The following is a 21,545-nucleotide window of genomic DNA, read 5'->3' as shown; positions in this document are numbered from 1 at the left end:
ATGGCACAAGCTGCCGCTCGCACCGCCGCGCACCGCCGCCAGGGCCTGTTCCCTTGCGAGGCTGAGGTCGCGCGCCGCCTCAGTCAGTCGCCGTCCGAGTGGGCCGCCAAGGCCTTGGTGCTGGAGCGCGCCGGCCTGCCCAGGATCGATCCCGTCATGGGCGGGCGCTTCTGGCCGGCGGTCGATGCTTTCTGGCGCAAGCGCTACGGTCTCACCACCGTCGAGGCGTCCGCCCTCGACGGGGTGGAGAACCTCGATGCCCTCTGACCTCAACGCTCCCGGCTTCAAATCGAAGCCGAATCGCGACGGGAGCCGGCGCCTGTACTGGAGCGCCCGCAGCGACTTGGTGAAAGCCGGCTACCGCCCGGAGAACGTACGTCTGCCCTACAGCCTCGACGACCCGGCGGACCGCCTCCTGATCGAGGCCGCCTGCCTCAGGCTCCAGGCTGAGATGCTGCAGTGGTCGGCCAACCGCGGACAGCCCGACGCGCGGTTCGACGGCACGATCCTCGGCCTGTCGCGCCGCTACCAAACCGACGAGGCGAGCCCGTTCAAACGGCTCAAGCACAACACGCAGCATAAGGACGTCTACACCCTGACACTGATCGAGAAGGCCTTCGGCACCCGTTCGCTGGCCGCCCTCAAGATCGGCGACTTCTATCGGTGGTATGACGCGGCCAAGAAACCGAAGGCGCCGGGCGCTCCGGAGCGGGTGCGTCGCGCCTACGGCATCATCAAGAAGCTGCGCGAGCTGTTCGCGTTCGGGATCATGGCCGAGCTACCCGAGTGCGCGCGGCTCTACGAGATTCTGGCGCGCGCCCGCTTCAAGCAGCCGGCGCGGCGCAGAATCGCGATGGAGCTTGCCCACGTCGAGGCCTTCGTCGCGACGGCTCTGGAGATGAACCGTCTGTCGCTGGCGCTCGGCACCGCGATCCAGTTCGAAGCGGTGCTGCGCCAGAAGGACGTGATCGGCGAATGGGAGCCGATCCCGAAAGGCGAGGGGACTACCGGCATCGTCCTCAACGGGCGACGCTGGAAGAACGGCCTGACGTGGTCGGATCTCGCCGCGGATCTCGTGCTCCGGAAAGCGACCACGAAGACGGGTGCCTATGCCGCGCACGATCTTAAGCTCTCGCCCCTCGTGACCGCGCTGCTGGCGCGGGTGCCGCCGGCACAGCGCGTCGGCCCGCTTATCGTCGACGAGATCGCCGGGCGCCCCTACGCCGAATCGGCCTACGGACGGGAGTGGCGGATCGTGGCGCGCGCGGCCGGCGTGCCGGACGGCGTCTGGAACATGGATGCGCGCGCCGGCGCCATCACCGAGGCCGAGGACGCGGGCGCCGATCTCGACGCCATCCGCTCGTCGGCCGCGCACGCGCAGCTCGCCACGACCCTGCGCTACTCGCGGGGCGCCGTCGGCAAATCCCGCGCGGTCGCGACGCTGCGCGCGGCGCACCGGAAAGCCGGAACGGGCACCGAACAACCATAAGGGACGCGATGGGGGACGATGGGGGACGCGAGATCAGCGGTAGACTGTCAGAAAGGCTGATGCTTCAGCGCGTTAGTTGGAGCGGGCGATCGGGATCGAACCGACGACATTCAGCTTGGGAAGCTGACGTTCTACCACTGAACTACGCCCGCCCACATGACTGGTCCGGATCCGGCGTTGACGACGGTCGATGCGACCGGTCCCAAGCCCTCATGTGCGCCGACCGTTTAGCAGTTCGACGGCGATGGCGTCAAACGCATGGGAACCTCTCAAAGCGGCTACGAGGCCCGAAAAATCTCACGCGAACTGTCCGCGGCACATAAAAGGATCACGGTTCCGAGGGCGATCTTCCTTGTGCTGCCCGGCGAAGGCGCGACGGGTTCGGATACGCCTTGCGATCCGGTGGAGGCGCTGACCTGGATCCCCGATTTCGCGGCCCGGCATCCGACCCCTGCATGGCCGTGCGCGCGAATCAGCGCGATTTCTGTGTGCCTTGGACGGCAGTGAGCTCGTTGTCTCGAAGCCGGTCGATCGGAATCCCGGCCCCGGCGCCGCCTGTCGAGAACAGCCTCCTCGTCGCGTGGCGGCTTGCTCTGGTGGCTCTCCTGTCCCTGGCGCGGTTCAGCCCGGGCCCCGCCCGCTGCGTCGGGCCGCTGGCTACGCGTCTGACCGACGGCGTTCAGGCGACGCGGGAGAGGCTGCCTGTCTGTGCCCCCTGCGTGCCGCGGGCGGTATCGTAAGCGCGATTGCGCAGAGCGGTTTCGCTGGGGAGTTGATCGATCACGTTGCCGGACGCAGGATCAACCACCTGGAAGACGATCGTGCTCGTGTCCGGATCCTGAATGTAGCGCGCCTTACCGCCGTTTGCGCCGATGTCGAGCTTCACCGCGGGTTCGAGGGGCGCGGATGTGCTCTGGGGCACGGGGGCCTCCTGCGTCACGGCGGCGGCGGCCGTCGCGCCTAGGGCGTCGAGGCCCTGCGGCCCCGACGTCGGGGGTGTCAGCGGACGGATCTCCATGGCCGGTCTCCTGCGATCCTGTGATCGAAGGATTGAGACGGGCGGCTGCCTAACCAGCGGTTAACAGCAGCAGGCGATCCACCGGATGGTGGCTCGCGGTCCGAGATGCGATGAACATCCCGTTAGCGTTGCGACACAAATCCGTGCGGCTTTCTCCCCGAGAGGCGGCTCGTCGGGCATCTGATCCATTCAGTCGCCACGGTACCGCGGGCCATCCCGTGTCGTCCGGAGTGCGGTTCAGGCAGGTATCTTCCGATGCTCGCCATCGCGAGGCGGGTGCTCGCCGTGCAGGCGACCGGAGACGATCGGGGAAGCGTGACCCGTTTGTCCGCAAGCCTCGCTGCAAGATCGTTGCGCGGCTCCATGCCATCCACGGGCGCGCACCGGTCGACGTCGGACGCGCCCGCATCATCGTGATCGCATGCGCAGCCGCAGTGCTGCATCCGGTGCCCATTTTCAGGCTCGGGATACCCGCTTGCTCAGCAAGGCTGCGTCGGGCGGCTACGGGGCACCTGACAGGAAGCGCCTGCGACTGGAAGCGCTCCGCTCTGTCCAGGCGGATCAGAGAAGGATTTGCGCCCCGATCGTCGAACTGGGCACCCCGCGCGCCGTCGGCATCGCCGCGGATCAGATGCGTGAGGCGATGCGCGGTACCAATGGCGCCCGACCCGGAGCGGTCCTCGACATTGAGGCCCCGTGCGGTGGAACGCCGGGGCGGAACGGCGGCACGCCCGCATCCGGATCGGACCGGGCGTGCCTTGGCCTCACTCGGCGGCGTCGACGTAGAGCTTGCCGCCCTCGGCCAGGAACTCCTCCGACTTGGCCCGCATGCCGGCTTCGGCCTCGGCCTTGGACATCGCGGGCGACGCGCCCACGACTTCGCCGGCTTCCTCCATCGCCAGCACCTCGGCGCGCAGATCCTGCGTGATCTTCATCGAGCAGAATTTCGGCCCGCACATCGAGCAGAAATGCGCGACCTTGTGGGCGTCCTTCGGCAGGGTCTCGTCGTGGTAGCGGCGGGCCGTATCCGGATCGAGGCCCAGGTTGAACTGGTCCTCCCAGCGGAAGTCGAACCGGGCGCGGCTGAGCGCGTCGTCGCGCAGCTGCGCGGCCGGGTGGCCTTTGGCGAGGTCGGCGGCGTGGGCGGCGATCTTGTAGGTGATCACGCCGGTCTTCACGTCGTCCCGGTCGGGCAGGCCGAGATGCTCCTTCGGGGTGACGTAGCAGAGCATCGCGGTGCCGAACCAGCCGATCATCGCGGCGCCGATGCCCGAGGTGATATGGTCGTAGCCGGGGGCGATGTCGGTGGTCAGCGGGCCGAGGGTGTAGAACGGCGCCTCGCCGCACTCCTTCAGCTGCTTCTCCATGTTGACCTTGATCTTGTGCATCGGCACGTGGCCGGGGCCCTCGATCATCACCTGGCAGCCCTTGTCCCAGGCGACCTTGGTCAGCTCGCCCAGCGTCTCCAGCTCGCCGAACTGGGCGGCGTCGTTGGCGTCGGCGATCGAGCCCGGGCGCAGGCCGTCGCCCAGCGAGAACGACACGTCGTAGGCCCGCATGATGTCGCAGATCTCGTCGAACCGCTCGTAGAGGAACGATTCCCGGTGCCCGGCCAGGCACCAGCGCGCCATGATCGAGCCGCCGCGGGAGACGATGCCGGTGACGCGCCGGGCGGTCAGCGGCACGTGGGCCAGCCGCACGCCGGCATGGATGGTGAAGTAGTCGATGCCCTGCTCGGCCTGCTCGATCAGCGTGTCCTTGAAGACCTCCCAGTCGAGCTTGAGCGGGTCGCCGCCGACCTTCTCCAGCGCCTGATAGATCGGCACCGTGCCGATCGGGACCGGGCTGTTCCGGATGATCCACGAGCGGATGTTGTGGATGTTGCGGCCGGTGGACAGGTCCATGACCGTGTCGGCGCCCCAGCGGATCGACCAGACGAGCTTCTCGACCTCGTCGGCGGCCGAGGACGTCACGGCCGAGTTGCCGATGTTGGCGTTGATCTTGACCAGGAAGTTCCGGCCGATCGCCATCGGCTCCAGCTCGGTGTGGTTGATGTTGGCCGGGATGATCGCTCGGCCGCGGGCGATCTCGTCGCGCACGAATTCGGGGGTGATGAAGGGCGGGACCGAGGCCCCGAAGCTCTGGCCGTCGGCGAGTGCGGCCTCGGCGCCCGCGAGCATCTTCTCGCGGCAGACGTTCTCGCGATGGGCGACGTAGATCATCTCCTCGGTGATGATCCCCGCGCGGGCGAACTCGTACTGGGTCACCCTCTGGCCCGGGGCCGCCTTGCGGATGGTCCGCTCGGCGGGGCAGGGGGCCACGAGCTTGTCGCCCGCGAAGCCGTTATCCTCGGGCTTCACCGCCCGCGGGGCGACGGCCGCGTAACCGCGGGCCGCGATCCAGGGCTCGCGCACGCCGGGGAGGCCGGCATTGAGGTCGATCCGCGCGTCGGTCTCGGTGTAGGGGCCCGACGGGTCGTAGACCCGCACCGGTTCCTCCTTCGGATCGGAGAGGACGATCTCGCGGTAGGGGACGCGGATGTCCGGCCGTCCGGCCGGGCTCGCATAGGCCTTGCGCGATCCGGTCACCGGACCCGTGGTCACGGTCTCCGGGCTGCCTTTCACATCCTTGGGGAGAACGGGTGCGTTCATCGTGGGCCTCTCCTCGTGCTGGAGCAGTCCGGTCCACGCGATGGCCGAGATGAGATGGGGCCGCGCGACATGCGACCGCAGGTTCCCGTCCCTCCGCCGGTATGAGCCGGATCAGGTTCAAGGGTCAGGGCAGCGTGCCCAATCTCAGCCCCCTGCGGGGCTCCCCTCGGAACGGTTCCAGACTCAGGCGCGCGGACGGCTTTGTCAATGCTGACCGGGCGCCCTAGAAAACACATCCCGAAAACCGTTCGATCGAACGTATCCGCTTCTCAACCCCACGGCCTCCCCCGCATCGCATGCGACTCCTCGCCGGCCTCCTGCTCGCCGTGCTCCTGCTCTGCGGGTTGGCCTGCGCCGCGCTCGCCCTCGGACAGCGCCGCTTCCTCTATCCGGGCGCCTTCAGCCCGCCGACACCCTGGCCGGTGCCGCCCGGGGTCGCGACGATCACGGTCGCGACCTCGGATGGCGAGACCCTGCACGGACTGTGGCGGCCGCCGCGGCCGGGCTGCGGCGTCATCGTCAGTTTCCACGGCAATGGATCCCGCCCGGAACCGCACGCGGAGCGCTTCGCCGCGGAGCCGTGGCGGGCGCGCGGCTGGGGTCTGCTGACCGTGGCCTATCGCGGCTATCCCGGCTCGACCGGCAGCCCCAGCGAAGACGGCCTGATCCGCGACGGCCTGGCGGCCGTGAACGCCGCGCGAGCACAGGCGCCCGATGCGCCGATCCTGCTGCACGGCCATTCGCTGGGGGCGGCCGTCGCGGTCGCAGTCGCCGAACGGGTGCCGACGATCGGGCTTTACTTGGAGGCCCCGTTCGACTCGATGATCCACACCGTGCGGCTGCATGTCCCGCTAGTCCCCATCTGGCTCCTGCGCGACACATACCGCTCGGACACGCGCATCCGTGGCGGAACTGCGCCGGTTCTGATCGTGCAGGGACGCGACGACACGGTGGTGCCGCTCAAGTTGGCGCAAAGCCTCGCCGCAGCAGCCGGCCCTCGGGCGCGGATCGCCGTGATCCCGGGCGACCACGTGTCCATCCTGGGGGGCCGGGACCGAGAGGCCGAGGCGTTGTTCAGAGAGCGTGTCGGTCCGACCTGCCCGCAGCCGGTCGATCAGCAAGGATAGGAGAGGGGGGCGCGTGGTCGGACGGCGCTCGCAGCGCTGGAGCGCCGAAGATCCGGACGCACCGGGTGCGCAGGGCCGGCCCGAGCCGGTCTGCCCGCTCTGTGAGCGCCCGATTCCGCACGGCGCTCGCTCCAGCCTCCATCACCTCACCCCGAAGCTGAAGGGCGGAACCCATCGCGGTACCGTCCGCCTGCACCAGATCTGCCACTCGGCGATCCATGCACGCTACAGTGAGGCCGAGATCGCCAAGCGCCTGGCCGATCTCGAAGCCCTGCGGACCGATCCGGAGATAGCCCGCTTCCTCGCCTGGGTGCGCGGCCGGCCGGACGATTTTCACGCCGCGACGCGTATGACCCGCGCGCGGCGGTCGGCGCGGCGCAAGGTCTGACCGCCGGCGTTTACCGACCGTTCGTCACATCCGCAGGTTGCGGCGATCACGTTCATCGCCGTCAACCCAAATCGGTCCAGGATCCCTCCGATCGCGAGGGTGGGACGATGGCCGGGGTCGGGGATACGGGTGATCGGCTCGCCTGGGTCGATATCGCCAAGGGGATCTGCATCCTCCTGGTGGTCATGATGCATTCCGTCACGGGCACCGGCGACGCCATGGGCGGGGAAGGTTTCCTCCATCCGGTCGTGGCCTTCGCGAAGCCGTTCCGGATTCCGGACTTCTTCCTTCTGTCCGGCCTGTTCATGGGGCGGGTGATCGACCGCGACTGGCGCCTGTTCTCCGACCGCCGGGTGGTCCATTTCGCCTATTTCTACCTGCTCTGGCTCGTGATCCAGTCGGCCGCCAGATACGGCAAGATCGCCGGCGATGACGGCCCCACGGCCTTCGCGGCGCATCTCGCCCATGCCCTGATCGAACCCTACTCGACGCTGTGGTTCATCTATCTGCTCGCGGTGTTCTCGGTCGTCACCAAGGCTCTGCGCCGCGTGCCCGACGCCGTGCTGCTCGCCGGTGCCGCCGTGCTGCAGATTGCCGACATCCGCAGCGAGTCGACCCTCATCGAGGAGTTCTGCGCCCGATATGTCTTCTTCGTCGCCGGCTATCTGTTCGCCGGCCGCATCTTCGCCCTCGCGGACGCGGCCCGGCACCGGGTCCGGCTCGCCCTGTGCGGCCTCGCCGCATGGGCGTTCGTGGAAGGTTGGCTCGCGCTGACTCCGTCGGGCCTTCCGAATCACCCGACCCTCGCCAGCCTGCCGCTGGTGAGCCTCGCTCTCGGCGCCGCCGGTGCGCTCGCGATCGTGGTGGCGGCGTCGCTCCTTGGCCGCGTCGGGGGGCCGATCGCCGAGGCGGTCCGAACCTGCGGGCAGCGCTCGATCGTGATCTATCTCGCCTTTTCGCTACCCATGGCGGCGACCCGGGAGATTCTCGTGCGCACCGGAGCCATCGCCGATATCGGACTTGCAAGCCTCATCGTCATGACCGTGGCGGTGCTGCTGCCGCTGGTCCTGGAGCGGCTGGTTCGCGGCACGGCGCTCGATCTGCTGTTCGTGCGGCCGCGCTGGTGCCGGCTCGTGGGGTCGGAGTCCCGGACCCGCCCGGTCCTGCAGGCGACCTGAGACGGGCGGCTTCAGCCCTCGAAGGCGATGCCGATCCGGCGGCTGCGCCGCCATGCAACGGCCGCCGCGCGCGGCTCGGCGCCGGCGCTCACGCGGAGCGGGAAGCGGTCCGGCACCACATGATCGCCGTCGACCTCGATCTGGGCGCCGACCTCGGTCGCGTCCCAGACCAGGCAACTGACTTCGCCGCCGTCGAGCAGGACCGCGCCGAAGGTGAAGGCGTTCTTCCGGAAGACGCCGCGGCGATTCTCCCTCATCGACTCCCCCATCCGCACCCGCGGGCCCGCGGAGACGATCTCCGCGGTCCGGGACGATGCCGGATGGGGGTTAACAGGGCAAATACGATCCCTTGCCTGCGCTCTCAGATCGAGATCAATAGTCGTCCGGATCATCCCTGTAGCGGCGCGGCCCAGGCCCATAATCGTCGTCGTACGAGCGGCGTGCGCGCGGCCGGTCGTAGTCGCGGCCATAGCGATAGGCGTCGCGCCGGTCGTCGTAATCGTCGCTCCGGTACCCGCCACCGCCGTAGCCGCCACCGCCGTAGCCGCCACCGCCAGAGCCGCCTGCAGTGATGCGCGGTGCGTACCAGCAGCTCTTCGCCTGGCCCGGTGCGGGATCGCCGAAGGTCTGGCTGTTGCAGGGCACGGCGCCGCCCTGAGGAAACGGCCGACCGTTGGTCCGGCCGGGCACGCCGTAATAGACGTTGGTCGCGTAGGGCATCCGGCAGACGCCGCCTTCCTGGGCGCAGCCGACCAGATACACCGTGTCGAGCTGATAGGCCCGGGCCGGCGCGGGCATCACCGTGCCGGCTCCCAGCATGATGGCTCCGAAGGCCAGAGCGATCCGAATCTGCACGTCCCCGATTCCCCATTGCGTCGCGGTCCGCGTGCCGAATAATCCGGTCGGCGGCTTCCGGCCAGCGGCCGCGCTCGCTATGGCGTCGCGCACGGATCTGTGCGGGCTGTTTTGGCACCGCCATGACGATGATCGGGCGGAGCCACCCGTGGTCGAACGGGATAGGGCGCCCCAGGAGGCCTTAATGAGGGATGCGTCCGCGCAGGAGCTTCTGTTGCTCAGCGCGCTGCAGGAATGCCGGATCCAGCTCGACGCGGCGCGCAAGGACGAGGCGGCCCGCGCCGCCGTCCGGGAGGAGCTGGAGGCTGCCCTTCGCCGCGAGGCGGCGCTCTCGGCTGTGGTCGCCGAGGAGCGCGAGCGGACGGAGGCCGTCCGTCTCGTGCTTCAGGCGCTGCTGATGAGCATCGGCTGGTTCGGCCTGCGCCGACGCCTGTTCCGGTCGCGCATCGCCCGGCTGGGCCGCGAGACGCCGGATTCAGGTCCGCAATCGGCTCGCCATTCCGTGCTGCTCGCGGAGGCCCGACGGGTGCTCGGCGCGCCGGCCGTCCAGCCTCCTGCCCAACGCTAGGGCGTATCGGCGCGCGGGATGGGGAACGGGCGCCGAACGCTTCGATAACGGCCCCTTAAACCGCCGCATTTAGCGTGCGGAAACCGTCCTGCGGCGCGCCCGACAGACGCGCTGCGGCGGAACATTCGTAGACGGGATGCATGGCCAAGGGTCGGGGCAGGATTGAGCCGAACTTCGACGTGCCCGAGGGGCGTGTCCGGGATCGCGGCGAACTCGATCTGCGCCTGTCCCGGGAGGACCGTCCCGGGGGGGCAGGAGACGGCGTGGCGAAGCGATCGGGCGGCGGAGGAGCGCGGCAGCCGAACAAGGCGCCGGCGCGGACCACCGGGCGGGCGAAGGCCTCGGGTCGCGGCCGACGCCGGCGGTCCTGGCTCGGCCGCATCGTCTACGGCACCGTCGTCCTCGGTCTCTGGGGGGTGATCGGGCTTGCCGGGCTCATCGCCTACCACGCGTCGCAATTGCCGCCGATCGACCAGCTCGCGGTGCCGAAGCGGCCGCCCAACATCGCCATCCTGGCAAGCGACGGCTCGCTGCTCGCCAATCGCGGCGAGACCGGCGGCCGGGTGGTCTCGATCAAGGAATTGCCGCCCTACTTGCCGCGCGCCTTCGTGGCGATCGAGGATCGGCGCTTCTACCAGCATTTCGGCGTCGATCCGGTCGGCATCCTGCGCGCCATCGGTCAGAACCTGACCCGGCGCGGCGTCGCGCAGGGCGGCTCGACCTTGACGCAGCAGCTCGCCAAGAATCTGTTCCTGACGCAGGAGCGGACCGCCTCGCGCAAGATCCAGGAGGCGATCCTCGCGCTCTGGCTGGAGCACAAGTACACCAAGGACGAGATCCTCGAGCTCTACCTGAACCGTGTCTATTTCGGCGCCGGCGCCTACGGCGTCGAGGCGGCCGCGCAGCGCTATTTCGGCAAGCCCGCCAAGGAGGTGAGCCTTGCGCAGGCCGCGATGCTCGGCGGCCTCGTTCAGGCGCCGTCGCGGCTCGCTCCGAACCGCAACCTCCCGGCCGCCCAGGCCCGCGCCGCCCAGGTGCTCGCCGCGATGCAGGAACTCGGCTTCGCCGCGCCGCAGGACGTGAAGGTGGCGCTCGCCCAGCCGGCGAAGCCCACCAATGCCCGCGGCGGCGGTTCGGCCAATTACGTCGCAGACCTCGTGATGGACGTGCTCGACGACTACGTCGGCAAGTTCGACACCGACATCACGGTCCAGACGACCGTCGATCCCGTCCTCCAGGCCGCCGCCGAGAAGGTGCTCACCGACGAGCTCAACGCCAAGGGCGCGCGCTTCAATGTCGGCCAGGGCGCGCTGGTCTCGATGCGGCCCGACGGCGCGATCCGGGCGCTGATCGGCGGGCGCGACTACGCCCAGAGCCAGTTCAACCGTGCCACGACCGCGAAGCGCCAGCCCGGCTCCTCGTTCAAGCCCTTCGTGTACCTCGCTGCCGTGGAGCACGGCGCCACGCCCGACACGGTCCGCGAGGACGCGCCGGTCCGGATCGGCAACTGGGCCCCGGAGAACTACTCGCACCGGTACGAGGGGCCTGTCACCCTGCGGACGGCGCTCGCCCATTCGCTCAATACCGTCGCGGTGCGGCTCGGCCAGGAGGTCGGCCCGAAGACCGTGGTGCAGACCGCCCAGCGGCTCGGCATCACCTCGCCGCTCCAGGCCAACGGCTCCATCGCCCTGGGCACGTCCGAAGTGACGCTGCTGGAGATGGTCGGCGCCTACGGGGCCTTCGCCAACGGCGGCACCGGCGTGATCCCCTACGTGGTGACCGCCGTGAAGAGCCAGGGCGGCAAGGTCCTGTACAAGCGCTCCGACAACGGTCTCGGCCGGGTCATCGATGCCAATGCCGACGGCATGATGAATGCGATGATGCACGAGGTCTTCGTCAGCGGCACCGGCAAGAAGGCGGACATCCCGGGCTGGGACCTGGCGGGCAAGAGCGGCACCACGCAGGACTACCGCGATGCTTGGTTTATCGGCTTCTCGGGCAGCCTCGTCACCGGGGTCTGGCTCGGCAACGACGACGGCGAGCTGACCAAGAAGGTCACCGGCGGCAATCTGCCGGCGGAGATCTGGAAGTCGTATATGACCCAGGCGCTGAAGGGGCAGACTCCGGTCCCGCTCCCCGGCCTCAACCGCTGGCGCAGGCAGCCGGAGACGACCGCCTCGGTGGCGAGTGCCGCGCCGCCTGCACCGGGCGGGCTCCTCGGGCAGATTCTGGGCGAACCGGAGGCACCCGCGCCGCGCCAGTCCGCCCCGGCGCGGCGCGCTCAGAAGGATGACCGCAACTTCATCGAAAAGCTGTTCGGGATCGGCGACTGACCCCGCCGATCGGTGACGGCCCGGCGCTCGCCACCCCATCGCGGGCCTGATCGACGGTGCTCGAAATCCGGCTGACCGCTGACTTGACGCGGCAGCACTTACAGACCTGGTGCCGATTGATCTATATTGGCGCAAATCGGACGCTTCTTAATTCCTAAAATAACTCCTTTTTCAATATTCGGGACTCAGAATTCGGGTCGATAGCAAGTCCGCTCTCCGGTTGCCGGGGCCGGCGGCAACCCGATCGAGCCCATGGTCCCGCGCGCGACTGCCACAGCGATCCGAGTCCACCTCGCCGATCGCGCCTCGCGTCTGATCGCGCTGGGGGGCACGTGCCTGCTGCTCTGCCTGACGCTGCTCGGGGTCTATCTCTGCCTCGATCTGCGCGATGTCGCTTGGCACAATGCGCGCCGCAACGCTGCGAACCTTCTGGCCGTGATCGAGGAGGGGGTCGGCCACAGCCTGCGGGTTTACGATCTCTCCCTGCAGAGTTCCGCGCGCTTGGCGCACCGCGCGGATATCATAATTCTGGACCCGGAACTCAGACGCTTGGCCGTGTTCGACACCGCCGTCGCGGGCTCCGGTCTCGGTCCGATCACCGTCACGGATGCGGCGGGTGATGTCCAACTGACGAGCGATCCCAACCTGCAGAACCGGCCCAACCTGAGCACGCTGCCGGAATTCCAGATCCATAAGTCCAATCCCGATGCGGGTCTGATCCTTACTGGACCGACTCAGTCCCGTCTGACCGGGGAGAGCATTATCCGCATGACCCGGCGGATCCAGACGGCAGACGGTTCCTTCGCGGGGATCGTGTACGGATCGATCAGACTCGCGCATTTCCGGGCGCTCTTCGACCGGCTGCGCTTCGATGACGGTATCGCCCTGAACGTGTTCCATCGGGACGGGACGCTCCTGATCCGCGCGCCGGCCCGGCCGCAACTGCTCGGGCAGAGCATCCGTGCAAGTCCGGCCCATGCGTTCTATCAGGCGCATGCCCGCGGCGAGTTTCAGGGACGGTCGGCCTTGGACGGCGTTGACCGGGTCTACAGCTTCGCGAATCTCGACGACCTGCCGCTGATCGTGACGGTGGCTACGGATGTCGACAGCATCCGTGAGGTCTGGATCTATAAGGCGGCGATCGTCGGTATCCTGATCCTCAGTCTCTGCGTCCTCACCTTCGGGCTGACGGTTCTGCTTCACCGGGAGGTGGGTCGCCGGGCGGCCGCGGAGGCCTCCACGCGCGAAGCGAATGCTGCACTCGCGGTGCTCGCCCGGACCGACGGCTTAACCGGGCTGCCGAACCGGCGCAGCTACGACGAACACTTCGCCGTGGAGTGGACCCGTGCCGCGCGACTGCGGACTCCTTTGGCCCTGATGATCGTCGATGCCGACCACTTCAAGCAGTTCAACGACCGCTTCGGCCACCAGCGCGGCGACGAGGTGCTCAAGGCGGTGGCGCTGTGTCTGCAGCAGACGCTCGATACCGGCGGGCTGAGCTTCCGGATCGGCGGCGAGGAATTCGTCGCGCTGCTGCCGGGACTCGATGCGACGGCGGCGGGGGCGGCGGCGGAGCGCATCCGCCGCGCGGTGGTGAGCCTCGGGATCCCCCATGCTCCGGACGTCGGCGGCAGCGCCACGGTCAGCATCGGCGTGGCCTCCGCCGATCCGGCCAGCGGGGATCCGCCCGATGGCCTCTTCACGGCGGCGGACGCGGCCCTCTATGCCGCCAAGAAGGCCGGCCGCAATCGGGTGCGGGCCGCACCGCCGCGCGCACCCCCGACCCTCGCGATGCGGGCCTGAGCCGGCCCGCGGCTCAGAGCATGGGCAGGATCCGGGGGCGTGGCCCCCGAGGGAAATGCGCGTCGATCAGGGCAATCTCGGCCGCACCGAGATGCAGGTCCGCCGCGCCAGCATTCTCGATGGCCCGGTCCGGGCGACCGGTCTTCGGAATCGTAAAGGTGCCGGGCAGCCGGGTCAGGAAGGCGAGGGCCACGGCGTAGGGCGTCGTCCCATGGCTCTGCGCGATGCCCGCCAGGACGCGGCCGCCAGCACTGGCCGGATCGGGAAAGTCGCCGCTGCCGAAGGGCGAGTAGCCGACCATCGCGACGCCGTGCTTCTCGCACCAGGGCAGCACGGCATGCTCGATGGCCCGCTCGTTCAGGTGGTAGAGGACCTGATTGCAGGCGATCCGGTCCGGCCCCGCAATGGCGAGGGCGCGGTCGAGATCCTCGACGTCGAAATTGCTGACACCCCAGGACAGAATCTTGCCCGCCCGGCGCAGATCCTCGAAGCCCGCGATCGTCTCCTCGAGGGGGTGCTGGCCCGGCCAGTGCAGCAGATAGCTGTCCAGCCGATCCGTCCGCAGGCGTCGGAGCGAAGCCTCGCAGGCCCGCGCCACGCCGCGGCGCGTCGCGTTGCCAGGGACCACCTTCGAAACGAGGAAGACCTCCTCGCGGCAATCCGCGATGGCGGCGGCGACGATTGCCTCCGCGTCGCCGTACATCTCCGCGGTGTCGATATGGGTCATGCCGGCGTCGATTCCGGCCCGCAACGCGCGGATCGCATCCGTCCGGTCCGAACTGTCGATGTGCCACGTGCCCTGGCCGATGACCGGGACCGAGACGCGCATCGCGCCGAAGCTCCTGGCATACATGGCAGCGCTCCCTTTTCGCTGTCACAGGGGTTGCTGACGGCGATCCGGTCGGGATCGGGCCGCCGACGTGTCATGGGTCCGCCGTTCAACTCCCCGGCACGCCTTACTCGCGCCATCTTGGGGCGTTGAGCAATGGCTGGCGGCCTTCCGCGACGCTAAACTTTAGGCCCAGGCTCGAGGTCAGGCGGCGCGGGTATGCCGAGCCTGCGCCTCCCGCAGGGCGCCGCCGCGCCCGGCCACACGACACCCGGTCCGTCAGTGGCCATGCTGGAGATGTGTCGATGCTGCCGGCCCATCGGATATTCTGGGGTCTGATCCTGCTGGCGGCGGCCGGCGCGGGGTTGCTCTACAACATCATCTTCGCGGCTGGCGCCTCTCCCCTCGCCGGATTCACCTACGGCCTCTGCATGGGTGCCACGGTGCTGGCTTTCGACCGCGGGCTGATCCTGGCCGGCCTGCAGACGCGGATCCGCCGCCTGCCGGCGTGGCTCTACGTGCTGGCCGCGGAACTCGCCTACGTCCTGATGATCATGGCGGGCAACGCCCTCGGCGGCTTGGTCGTCTGGGCCTTCGCCCTGACACCGGACGATCTGACGACCGCGACCCGGATGACCGCGCGGGTCCTCGCCTACGCCTTGGCCGTGTCCGGCCTCCTCGTCTTCGTGATCCGGATGCGCGATCTGATCGGCGGCGAGGTGTTCGTGAACTTCATGATCGGCCGCTACCACAAGCCGGTGGCGGAGGAGCGGATCTTCCTGTTCCTCGACGTCGTCGGCTCCACCGCCTTCGCGGAGGCGCACGGGGACCTGCGCGCCCAGGAGTATCTCGGGGCCGTGTTCGCGACGCTGGCCGAGCCGGTGCGGCGCAACGGCGGATCCGTGGACGACTATGTCGGCGATCTCGCCATGGTGACCTGGCCGATGGCCCGCGGCCTCAAGGACGCGCGCTGCATCACCTGCCTGTTCGACGTGCTCGACCGGATCGAGGCGGATGCCGCGGCCTGGACCACCCGATTCGGGACGGTGCCGCGGCTGCGGGCGGCGCTGCATGGCGGCTCGGTGGTCACGGCCGAAGTCGGAGTCGACCGCCACAAGATCGCGTATTTCGGCGACGCCGTGAACGTGACGTCGCGGATCGAGGCCCTGTGCCGCCCGCTCGGGGTCGGCATCCTGATCTCGCAGGATCTCCTCGGCCGTCTTCCGCGCCTGCCAGCCGGCGTCCGGGCGCGCTCTCTCGGCGCCCATGCCCTCCGCGGCCGCGGCGCGCCGTTGTCCGTGGCGACGCTGGAGCGTGGTCCTGTCGAGAGTGCCGCCGTGGCGGATCTGGCGCCGCGCCGCGCTGCGGTCGCCCGCTGATGGCCCGTGTCAGCGCCGCCCGCGCCAATACCTTGATCGCCGTCAAGATGGCGCTCCGTTTTGGCCTGCCGCTGATCGGGGTCGTGGTCTTCGGCCGCGCCATCGTGCTGTCGGTGGGCGGCGATATCGAGCGCTGGCAGTTCGGCCTGGGTGTGCTTCTGATTTTGGCGGGCTTCATCTCGAAGGTCGTGCCCCGGTCATGAGCGCTGCCACGAGCGACCCGACGCGTGCCACCCCGACCGGCCCGGCGATCTATCTCGACGCCGATGCATGCCCGGTGAAGGACGAGACCTACCGGGTGGCCGCACGCTACGGCCTCACCGTCCACGTCGTCGCCAACAGCGTGCTGAATCTCCCGCGCGAGCCCTGGATCGAGCGCGTGGTGGTCGGTTCGGAACTCGACGCCGCCGATGACTGGATCGCCGCGCGGGCGGGGCCCGGGAGCATCGTGCTCACCGCCGACGTTCCGCTGGCTGCGCGCTGCGTGAAAGCCGGCGCCACGGTTCTGGCCTTCACCGGTAAGCCGTTCAGCGAGTCCGGGATCGGCCTCGCGCTCGCCACACGCGACCTGATGCAATCGTTGCGCGAAGCCGGAACCATCACGGGCGGGCCGAAGCCGTTCTCGCGCGCAGACCGATCGGCCTTTCTGTCCGCCCTTGACCGGGCGGTGAACCGGATCCTGCGTGACCGGCCGAAGCCGGGCTGAGACCCGGCCGCCCTCCGATCAAATGGACGATTCAGGCGTCGTCCGCCGGGACGAGGCTTCTGAGCGCCTCGTTGATGCGGTCCTGCCAGCCCGGCCCGTCCTTCTGGAAATGCGCGAGCACGGCGCTGTCGAGACGCAAGCTCACCACCTCCCGCGAGCCGGGGATCGTCGTCGGCCGTGCGGCCGGTTGCGGCGGCGGGGCAGCCGGCTTCGGGGTCGTGGCGGCCCGGAAAGCCGCCTCGGCGGTCGCGCGCGGATCGGTGAAGCGGCGGCGGTTGCGGTCCTCGGCCATCGACCCCTAATCCTTCGCGGTCGTCTTCTTCGGTGCCGCCTTCTTCACGGCCTTCTTCGCGGAGCCTTTGGCGGCCGCCTTGGCTTCCTTCTCGGCCGCCTTGGCCTGCGCGTCTGCGGCCTCCTTGGCGAGGCGCAGCGAGCGCAACCGAAGCGTCCGCTCATCCACAGCCTTGATGGCCGCGTGATGCTCCGCCATCGCCTGGGCGCCTTCGCGCGCCATGCGCTCCGCACGTTCCGCACGCTCGGCGCGATTCTCGGCACGCGTCTTCGCTTCCGCTTCCGCGTCGCGGACGGCATTCACCTCGTCGAGGTCAAACTCAGTCTCGTCGCTCATCCTGTCCCTTTCACCCCGGCTCGACGGATCCGACCCGACGCATCCTGCGCGAGACGGTGTCTGAGCGGGTCCGGCCTGTTCGACGGGCGGAGGGCAAGGCCGGATCATTCGCCCTCCCGCACCGCCGTCAGGCGCGCAAGGAGAGCAGCTTCGCGAAGGCTTTAGCATGCCCGCGACGCCGATGGCGAATCCGGATCGACGGTCGGGACTGGCCGCGCACACCCTTCGTGCGGGTCCACCTGTCCATGCGGCCCGGGTCCGCGTTCTGACGAGAGATGTCGGCCCCGATCGTCGTTCGATCAGCGCACGCCGAACCGAAGCGGGATGGAGACCGTCAGGTTCGACAGCGTAACACCGGGCGGCGCCGCCGGCATGCTGCCGCGCACCGCCGCGAGGGCGGCGCTGTCGATCTGGCCGATCCCGCTTGAGCGGGCCAGGCCCGCGCCCGTCACCTGGCCCGAGCGCATCACGGTGAAGCGCACCACCGCGGTCCCGCCCCCGGTTCCGACGGCCGCGTTCACGTTCATCCGGCTGTGGATCGCTGCGCTGATCGCGCCCTGCCATTGCCGCATGGCGCTCGGATCGTTGCCTGCGGCGGCCCGGCCGACCGCATTCTGACGCGAGGCCGAGGCCGAACTCCGCTCGGCGCCCGCCCGGGCCTTGGCCTCACGCGCCTTCGCCTCGCGCGCGGCCTTGGCTTTCGCCTCGCGGATCTCCTCCAGGCGCTCCTGACGCGCCTCTTCGCGCTTCTGCTCGCGGAGCTTCTCCTCGCGGATCTTCCGCAGCTTGGCCTCCCGTTCCGCCTTGAGCTTGGCGGGGTCCGGTGTGGGCTTCGGCGGTTCCTCGGTCTTGGCGACCTCGGTGGGCGGCGCCGCCAGCGGCTCGGCCGCCTCCGACGTGGAGGTGATCACTTGGTTCTGCGCCTCGACGGGCTGAGCCTCCGCCGGCGCTTCGACCGGCTGGGTGTCCTCCGGCTTGACCTCGGTCATCTCGGTCGGCGGCGGGGGCTGGACGGCCTCGTCGGGCGGCGCGTCCACCGGCTTCGTCTCCGGCGGGGCCTCCTGGCTCATCTGCTGCTCCGCCGGAGCTTCGGTGGTCGCATCCGTCATGAGCGGCGCGAGGTCGACGGTGATCTGCTGCTCGCCGGGCGGCGCGGGCGGGGCCAGCCGCAGGAACATCATCGCGGCCAACGCAAGCGCATGCAGCCCGAGGGCGACCAGGAAGGCGGCGACCAGCCCGGACGGGCGGCGCTCGCCGGCCCCGACCGGCAGATCCGTCGACGTGAAGGTGCTCATCGGTTCAGCGCGCGGTCCCTGCGGAGGCGGCCGGAGCGGCGGCCGCTGCCGGAGCGGCGCCGCCGGGCGACTGCGCGATCAGCGACACCTTGGTGAAGCCGGCCTGGCCGACAAGGCCCATCACCTCCATCACCTTGCCGTAGGGCACGTCACGGTCGCCGCGCACGAGGATGACCTGATCCTTGTCGGCAGCCGCCATCTCGCGCAGGCGCGGCACGATGCTGTCCATCGTGAACACCTCCTTGGCGATGGACGGGTTGCCGTCCTTGTCAACCGTCACCTCCGCGGGCTTCTTCGACTGCGCGACTTTGGGGGCCGCCGTCTTCGGCAGCTGGACCGGCACGCCGGTGGTCATCAGCGGTGCGGCGACCATGAAGATGATCAGAAGCACGAGCATCACGTCGACCATCGGCGTGACGTTGATGTCGGACATCGGCATGTCGTCGAGGTCGTCGTCGTCGTTCGCGCGAAGGGATCCCATCGCCATGGGGCGTCTCCGGTACCGTTACGTTCGGTTCTGTGCGGGCGGGCGCGGCGGCTCTATTCGGCAGCCGCCCGATGGGCGCCGGCGCGGTCGCGCGCGAGACGGTTGCCCAGAACCGAAATGTAGGACGAGAAGGTGCTCTGGATGCCGCTCACGTCGCTCGACAGCTTGTTGTAGGCCATCACCGCCGGGATCGCGACGACGAGACCGATCGCCGTGGCGAACAGCGCCTCCGCGATGCCCGGGGCCACCACGGCCAGCGACGTGTCCTGGCTCCGGGCGATCGACGAGAACGAGTTCATGATGCCCCAGACGGTGCCGAACAGCCCGACGAACGGGGCCGTCGAGCCCGAAGTCGCCAGCAGCGACAGGCCGGTGCGCAGGCGCTTCACCTCGAGGGTGAGGGCGCCCTTCATCGCCCGCTCGATCCGGTCGCGGCGCTCGGCCCGGGTCTCGGAGGAATCCTGATCGCGCCACGCGTCGATGGCCGCCTTCACCACGTGGCCGGCGATGCCGCGATGCTCGCCGTCGAGGCTGCCGCCGGAGCGGACCAGCGTGGCGAAGGCCTTGGCCTGACGCCGGGCGGCGGCCAGCCGGATGATCTTCTCGAACACCACCGTCCAGCAGGCGATCGAGGCGATCACCAGCAGGATCATCACGCCCTTCACGATCGGGTCGGCCTGCAGGAACAGACCGAGGAAGGAGAAGTCGTGGGCCGCCTCGATCGGCGCTTGTGTCGGGTCCATCGCGGGCTCCTGGCGTCTTGGTCTCACGCGGCCTTGCGCCGCCGTCATCTCGGGGTGCGGCGAAAGCCGCAGGCCGCCCGGCGACCCTCGCCGCCGGGCGGTTTGGTCTGATCGACCGTCAAACCATCCGCATCAGCGGTCGAACGGGAGGCCGGCCTTGCTGTCGGTCTCGGTCCGCTCGAGGCAGGCCTCGCGCGCGGAATCACCGCCGTCGCAGGCCAGGACGTCGTTCAACAGGACGCGCCCGACCTTGTTGCAGGCGATGCCGGGGAAGTCGAAGATCTTGACGGTGGTCTTCTTCGGCGGCAGCGGACCGAGCTCCACCGCGACACGCTTCTGCGCGACGCCCTCCGGGTCGAAGGCGAAGAGATCCACCTTGTAGGATTTCAGGCCGGGCCCCTTGTTGTCGATCACCATGGTGATCCGGCAGGCCTCGCCCGCAGTCTCGACCTTGTTGAGCTGCAGCTTGATCGGCGCGGACTTCTCCGCGGCATCCTGCGCCAGGGCCGATACCACGAGGAGCGCCGAGAGCGCGAAGCAGGCCGCCGTGTCGAGGGCGATACGCCCGATCCGCCGACGGTACAGGGGGGCGCGCAGGGCAATCACCGTGACCAAGTCCTTTTCAAGTGTCTGCCGGCCGGCGTTTCGCGCCGCGCCGGCCGGGCGGGTTGGGGGCCGGATCAGTGAAGCACCGCGCCGGCGGGGCAGGAGGCCGGGGCGAGGCGTTGGGCCGCCGCATCCAGCGGCCCGACGGCCGCGCGGACCGCCGCCACGAGGCGGGGCGCCGCCTCCCGTCCGGTGATCTCGGCGGCGGCCGCCTCCAGATCCGTCCAGAGGCGCTGACGCCCCCGGTTGATCAGCGTCACCAGGGCGCATTCGTGACCGGTCACGCGGCAGCAACTCGCCGGCATGAACGACCAGTCGCCGTCGCGCTCCGCCCGCAGTGCCCGGATGATCGCGACCACACAGGCGACGAAGCGGCAGCCTTCGGTCGGCCCAAGCAGCTGCTCGGCGCCGTCGAAGGCCGCGTTCCAGCAGGCGACGTCGCTGGTCATGTAGCCGGCGGCCACGAAACGGGCCACCGACAGGGCCAGGATATCAGCCTCATCGCCGCAGATATCGGCGACGCGCCGCATCGCCGCATGATCAGTCCGGGTCAGGGGCGCGCTCATGGACTGCGGTGCCTCGCGTCGCAGGACAACTTGCATAGACCGACCGTCATGGTCGGATCATCTTCTTTCGCGGCAGTATCCAGGCCGGCCGCCCGGATCAAGGCCCAGCGAGAAAATCAGAGCAGTTCCAAACTGTTAGAGGAAAGCGTGGCCGTTCACGTCTTTGCCTATGCGTCCCGGTAATTTTTGCCTAATTATCCTGGATTGGATCGGACCACGCCGTCCGGACGAAACCCGCGGCCTCCCTTGATGGCCCGGACGGCCTTGGCCATATCTCGTTGTTGCCGGCGACGTCTCGTCCGGCGGAGCGCTACTTCGGTGGGCTCCCTGTCGACGAGGTGCTCAGGCATCCCGGGATTGCGGCGGATCCCGGGGTCGGAGGCCTCGCTTTCTGGATGATGGCCGCGATGACCCGATCCTCGCCCTTCGGGCACCCGTTCCTGCTCGGCTTCGACGAGATCGAACAGGCTCTCGACCGGGTCTCAAAGGCCGCCAATGACGGCTATCCACCCTACAACATCGAGCGGCTGCCCCGCACCGAGAGCGAGCCCGAGCGCCTGCGCATCACGCTGGCGGTCGCCGGCTTCACCCGCGACCAGTTGGACGTCATGCTGGAGGAGAGCCAGCTCGTCGTGCGCGGTCGCCAGGTCGACGAGCGCGAGAGGCACTTTCTTCACCGCGGCATTGCGGCGCGCCAGTTCCAGCGGGCCTTCCTCCTCGCCGACGGCATGGAGGTCCTCGGGGCCGACCTCGCCAACGGCCTGCTGTCGATCGATCTGGTCCGTCCGGAACCGGATCGCATCGTGCGCAAGATCGATATCGGCGCCCGCGGCTGAGACCGATTGATTGGACGGCGCGGATCCCCACATCAGTGGGGAGCCGCCGAAGCCTTCAGG

At 69.3% G+C, this 21,545-nt stretch carries 24 protein-coding genes, 1 tRNA gene and 1 riboswitch; of the genes, 12 read left to right on the top strand and 13 right to left on the bottom strand.

Features of this window, described 5'->3' with window-relative positions:
- Positions 1 to 267 (top strand): hypothetical protein, encoded by a 267-nt coding sequence (locus MCBMB27_RS12530; RefSeq protein ID WP_075380541.1) that lies wholly within the window; start codon positions 1 to 3, stop codon positions 265 to 267.
- Entirely contained in the window at positions 257 to 1,489 is a 1,233-nt protein-coding gene (locus tag MCBMB27_RS12525) for an integrase (RefSeq protein WP_075380540.1), read from the top strand. The genes MCBMB27_RS12530 and MCBMB27_RS12525 overlap by 11 nt, the downstream gene beginning before the upstream one ends.
- A 77-nt stretch (positions 1,490 to 1,566) precedes the next feature.
- Here the strand turns inward: MCBMB27_RS12525 and MCBMB27_RS12520 are convergent.
- The 3 genes from MCBMB27_RS12520 to thiC all read right to left on the bottom strand — a co-directional run bounded on the left by MCBMB27_RS12520 (position 1,567) and on the right by thiC (position 5,158).
- Positions 1,567 to 1,641, bottom strand: a tRNA-Gly gene (locus MCBMB27_RS12520).
- A gap of 527 nt (positions 1,642 to 2,168) precedes the next feature.
- A complete protein-coding gene (locus tag MCBMB27_RS12515; RefSeq protein WP_075380539.1) occupies positions 2,169 to 2,507 on the bottom strand; it encodes a FlaG family protein in 339 nt (112 codons plus the stop codon).
- Between the two features lie 764 nt (positions 2,508 to 3,271).
- Complete coding sequence (gene thiC, locus MCBMB27_RS12510; RefSeq protein WP_043352437.1) at positions 3,272 to 5,158, bottom strand: phosphomethylpyrimidine synthase ThiC; 1,887 nt, start codon at positions 5,156 to 5,158, stop codon at positions 3,272 to 3,274.
- Positions 5,159 to 5,229: 71 nt separating this feature from the next.
- Positions 5,230 to 5,335: riboswitch (TPP riboswitch) on the bottom strand.
- Between the two features lie 119 nt (positions 5,336 to 5,454).
- Between thiC and MCBMB27_RS12505 the strand changes: the two genes are divergently transcribed.
- The 3 genes from MCBMB27_RS12505 to MCBMB27_RS12495 all read left to right on the top strand — a co-directional run bounded on the left by MCBMB27_RS12505 (position 5,455) and on the right by MCBMB27_RS12495 (position 7,851).
- Positions 5,455 to 6,285 (top strand): alpha/beta hydrolase, encoded by an 831-nt coding sequence (locus MCBMB27_RS12505; RefSeq protein WP_043758455.1) that lies wholly within the window; start codon positions 5,455 to 5,457, stop codon positions 6,283 to 6,285.
- A 13-nt stretch (positions 6,286 to 6,298) separates the two neighbouring features.
- Positions 6,299 to 6,673: an HNH endonuclease family protein gene (locus MCBMB27_RS12500; RefSeq protein WP_043758453.1), complete on the top strand. Its 375-nt coding sequence runs from the start codon at positions 6,299 to 6,301 to the stop codon at positions 6,671 to 6,673.
- Positions 6,674 to 6,780: 107 nt separating this feature from the next.
- Positions 6,781 to 7,851: an acyltransferase family protein gene (locus tag MCBMB27_RS12495; protein WP_075380538.1), complete on the top strand. Its 1,071-nt coding sequence runs from the start codon at positions 6,781 to 6,783 to the stop codon at positions 7,849 to 7,851.
- 11 nt (positions 7,852 to 7,862) lie between these two features.
- On the opposite strand, the gene MCBMB27_RS12490 is transcribed toward MCBMB27_RS12495, so the two are convergent.
- Positions 7,863 to 8,108, bottom strand: coding sequence for a hypothetical protein (locus tag MCBMB27_RS12490; protein WP_043352457.1), 246 nt, complete (start codon positions 8,106 to 8,108; stop codon positions 7,863 to 7,865).
- A gap of 115 nt (positions 8,109 to 8,223) precedes the next feature.
- A complete protein-coding gene (locus tag MCBMB27_RS12485; protein WP_075380537.1) occupies positions 8,224 to 8,706 on the bottom strand; it encodes a hypothetical protein in 483 nt (160 codons plus the stop codon).
- A gap of 184 nt (positions 8,707 to 8,890) precedes the next feature.
- On the opposite strand from MCBMB27_RS12485, the gene MCBMB27_RS12480 reads away from it, so the two are divergent.
- The 3 genes from MCBMB27_RS12480 to MCBMB27_RS12470 all read left to right on the top strand — a co-directional run bounded on the left by MCBMB27_RS12480 (position 8,891) and on the right by MCBMB27_RS12470 (position 13,410).
- Positions 8,891 to 9,274, top strand: a complete 384-nt coding sequence (locus MCBMB27_RS12480; RefSeq protein WP_043758447.1) for a hypothetical protein — start codon at positions 8,891 to 8,893, stop codon at positions 9,272 to 9,274.
- 140 nt (positions 9,275 to 9,414) lie between these two features.
- On the top strand, positions 9,415 to 11,607 hold the full coding sequence (locus tag MCBMB27_RS12475; RefSeq protein WP_043352424.1) for a transglycosylase domain-containing protein: 2,193 nt from the start codon (positions 9,415 to 9,417) through the stop codon (positions 11,605 to 11,607).
- 252 nt (positions 11,608 to 11,859) lie between these two features.
- Positions 11,860 to 13,410 (top strand): sensor domain-containing diguanylate cyclase, encoded by a 1,551-nt coding sequence (locus MCBMB27_RS12470; protein ID WP_075380536.1) that lies wholly within the window; start codon positions 11,860 to 11,862, stop codon positions 13,408 to 13,410.
- A 13-nt stretch (positions 13,411 to 13,423) separates the two neighbouring features.
- On the opposite strand, the gene MCBMB27_RS12465 is transcribed toward MCBMB27_RS12470, so the two are convergent.
- Complete coding sequence (locus MCBMB27_RS12465; RefSeq protein WP_075380535.1) at positions 13,424 to 14,263, bottom strand: aldo/keto reductase; 840 nt, start codon at positions 14,261 to 14,263, stop codon at positions 13,424 to 13,426.
- 281 nt (positions 14,264 to 14,544) lie between these two features.
- Here MCBMB27_RS12465 and MCBMB27_RS12460 point away from each other — a divergent pair, with 281 nt between their 5' ends.
- The 3 genes from MCBMB27_RS12460 to MCBMB27_RS12450 are packed head-to-tail and all read left to right on the top strand — an operon-like array spanning position 14,545 to position 16,324.
- Positions 14,545 to 15,618 (top strand): adenylate/guanylate cyclase domain-containing protein, encoded by a 1,074-nt coding sequence (locus MCBMB27_RS12460; protein ID WP_075380534.1) that lies wholly within the window; start codon positions 14,545 to 14,547, stop codon positions 15,616 to 15,618.
- The gene (locus MCBMB27_RS12455; RefSeq protein ID WP_043378658.1) at positions 15,618 to 15,821 is read left to right on the top strand and encodes a hypothetical protein; all 204 of its coding nucleotides are present in this window, start codon (positions 15,618 to 15,620) and stop codon (positions 15,819 to 15,821) included. Before MCBMB27_RS12460 ends, MCBMB27_RS12455 begins: the two co-directional genes overlap by 1 nt.
- Complete coding sequence (locus MCBMB27_RS12450; protein WP_043354907.1) at positions 15,818 to 16,324, top strand: YaiI/YqxD family protein; 507 nt, start codon at positions 15,818 to 15,820, stop codon at positions 16,322 to 16,324. Before MCBMB27_RS12455 ends, MCBMB27_RS12450 begins: the two co-directional genes overlap by 4 nt.
- A 31-nt stretch (positions 16,325 to 16,355) precedes the next feature.
- On the opposite strand, the gene MCBMB27_RS12445 is transcribed toward MCBMB27_RS12450, so the two are convergent.
- The 7 genes from MCBMB27_RS12445 to MCBMB27_RS12415 form a co-directional block, all read right to left on the bottom strand.
- Entirely contained in the window at positions 16,356 to 16,616 is a 261-nt protein-coding gene (locus MCBMB27_RS12445; RefSeq protein WP_043378655.1) for a BrnA antitoxin family protein, read from the bottom strand.
- Positions 16,617 to 16,622: 6 nt separating this feature from the next.
- Entirely contained in the window at positions 16,623 to 16,952 is a 330-nt protein-coding gene (locus MCBMB27_RS12440; RefSeq protein ID WP_052083634.1) for a hypothetical protein, read from the bottom strand.
- A 299-nt stretch (positions 16,953 to 17,251) separates the two neighbouring features.
- The gene (locus MCBMB27_RS12435; protein ID WP_043354908.1) at positions 17,252 to 18,247 is read right to left on the bottom strand and encodes an energy transducer TonB family protein; all 996 of its coding nucleotides are present in this window, start codon (positions 18,245 to 18,247) and stop codon (positions 17,252 to 17,254) included.
- 4 nt (positions 18,248 to 18,251) lie between these two features.
- On the bottom strand, positions 18,252 to 18,734 hold the full coding sequence (locus tag MCBMB27_RS12430; protein ID WP_043354910.1) for an ExbD/TolR family protein: 483 nt from the start codon (positions 18,732 to 18,734) through the stop codon (positions 18,252 to 18,254).
- 53 nt (positions 18,735 to 18,787) lie between these two features.
- Entirely contained in the window at positions 18,788 to 19,477 is a 690-nt protein-coding gene (locus MCBMB27_RS12425) for a MotA/TolQ/ExbB proton channel family protein (protein ID WP_043354911.1), read from the bottom strand.
- Between the two features lie 132 nt (positions 19,478 to 19,609).
- Entirely contained in the window at positions 19,610 to 20,083 is a 474-nt protein-coding gene (locus MCBMB27_RS12420; protein WP_043354914.1) for a hypothetical protein, read from the bottom strand.
- Between the two features lie 74 nt (positions 20,084 to 20,157).
- Entirely contained in the window at positions 20,158 to 20,649 is a 492-nt protein-coding gene (locus MCBMB27_RS12415) for a hypothetical protein (RefSeq protein WP_170861845.1), read from the bottom strand.
- Positions 20,650 to 21,056: 407 nt separating this feature from the next.
- On the opposite strand from MCBMB27_RS12415, the gene MCBMB27_RS12410 reads away from it, so the two are divergent.
- Positions 21,057 to 21,485 (top strand): Hsp20 family protein, encoded by a 429-nt coding sequence (locus MCBMB27_RS12410; RefSeq protein WP_012320108.1) that lies wholly within the window; start codon positions 21,057 to 21,059, stop codon positions 21,483 to 21,485.
- Positions 21,486 to 21,545: the final 60 nt, after the last annotated feature.

It is taken from the genome of Methylobacterium phyllosphaerae (genome assembly GCF_001936175.1).
Taxonomy (GTDB): Bacteria; Pseudomonadota; Alphaproteobacteria; order Rhizobiales; family Beijerinckiaceae; genus Methylobacterium; species Methylobacterium fujisawaense.
The sequence above is the reverse complement of the archived record's forward strand: the minus strand, read 5'-3'. Positions and strand labels throughout refer to the sequence as shown.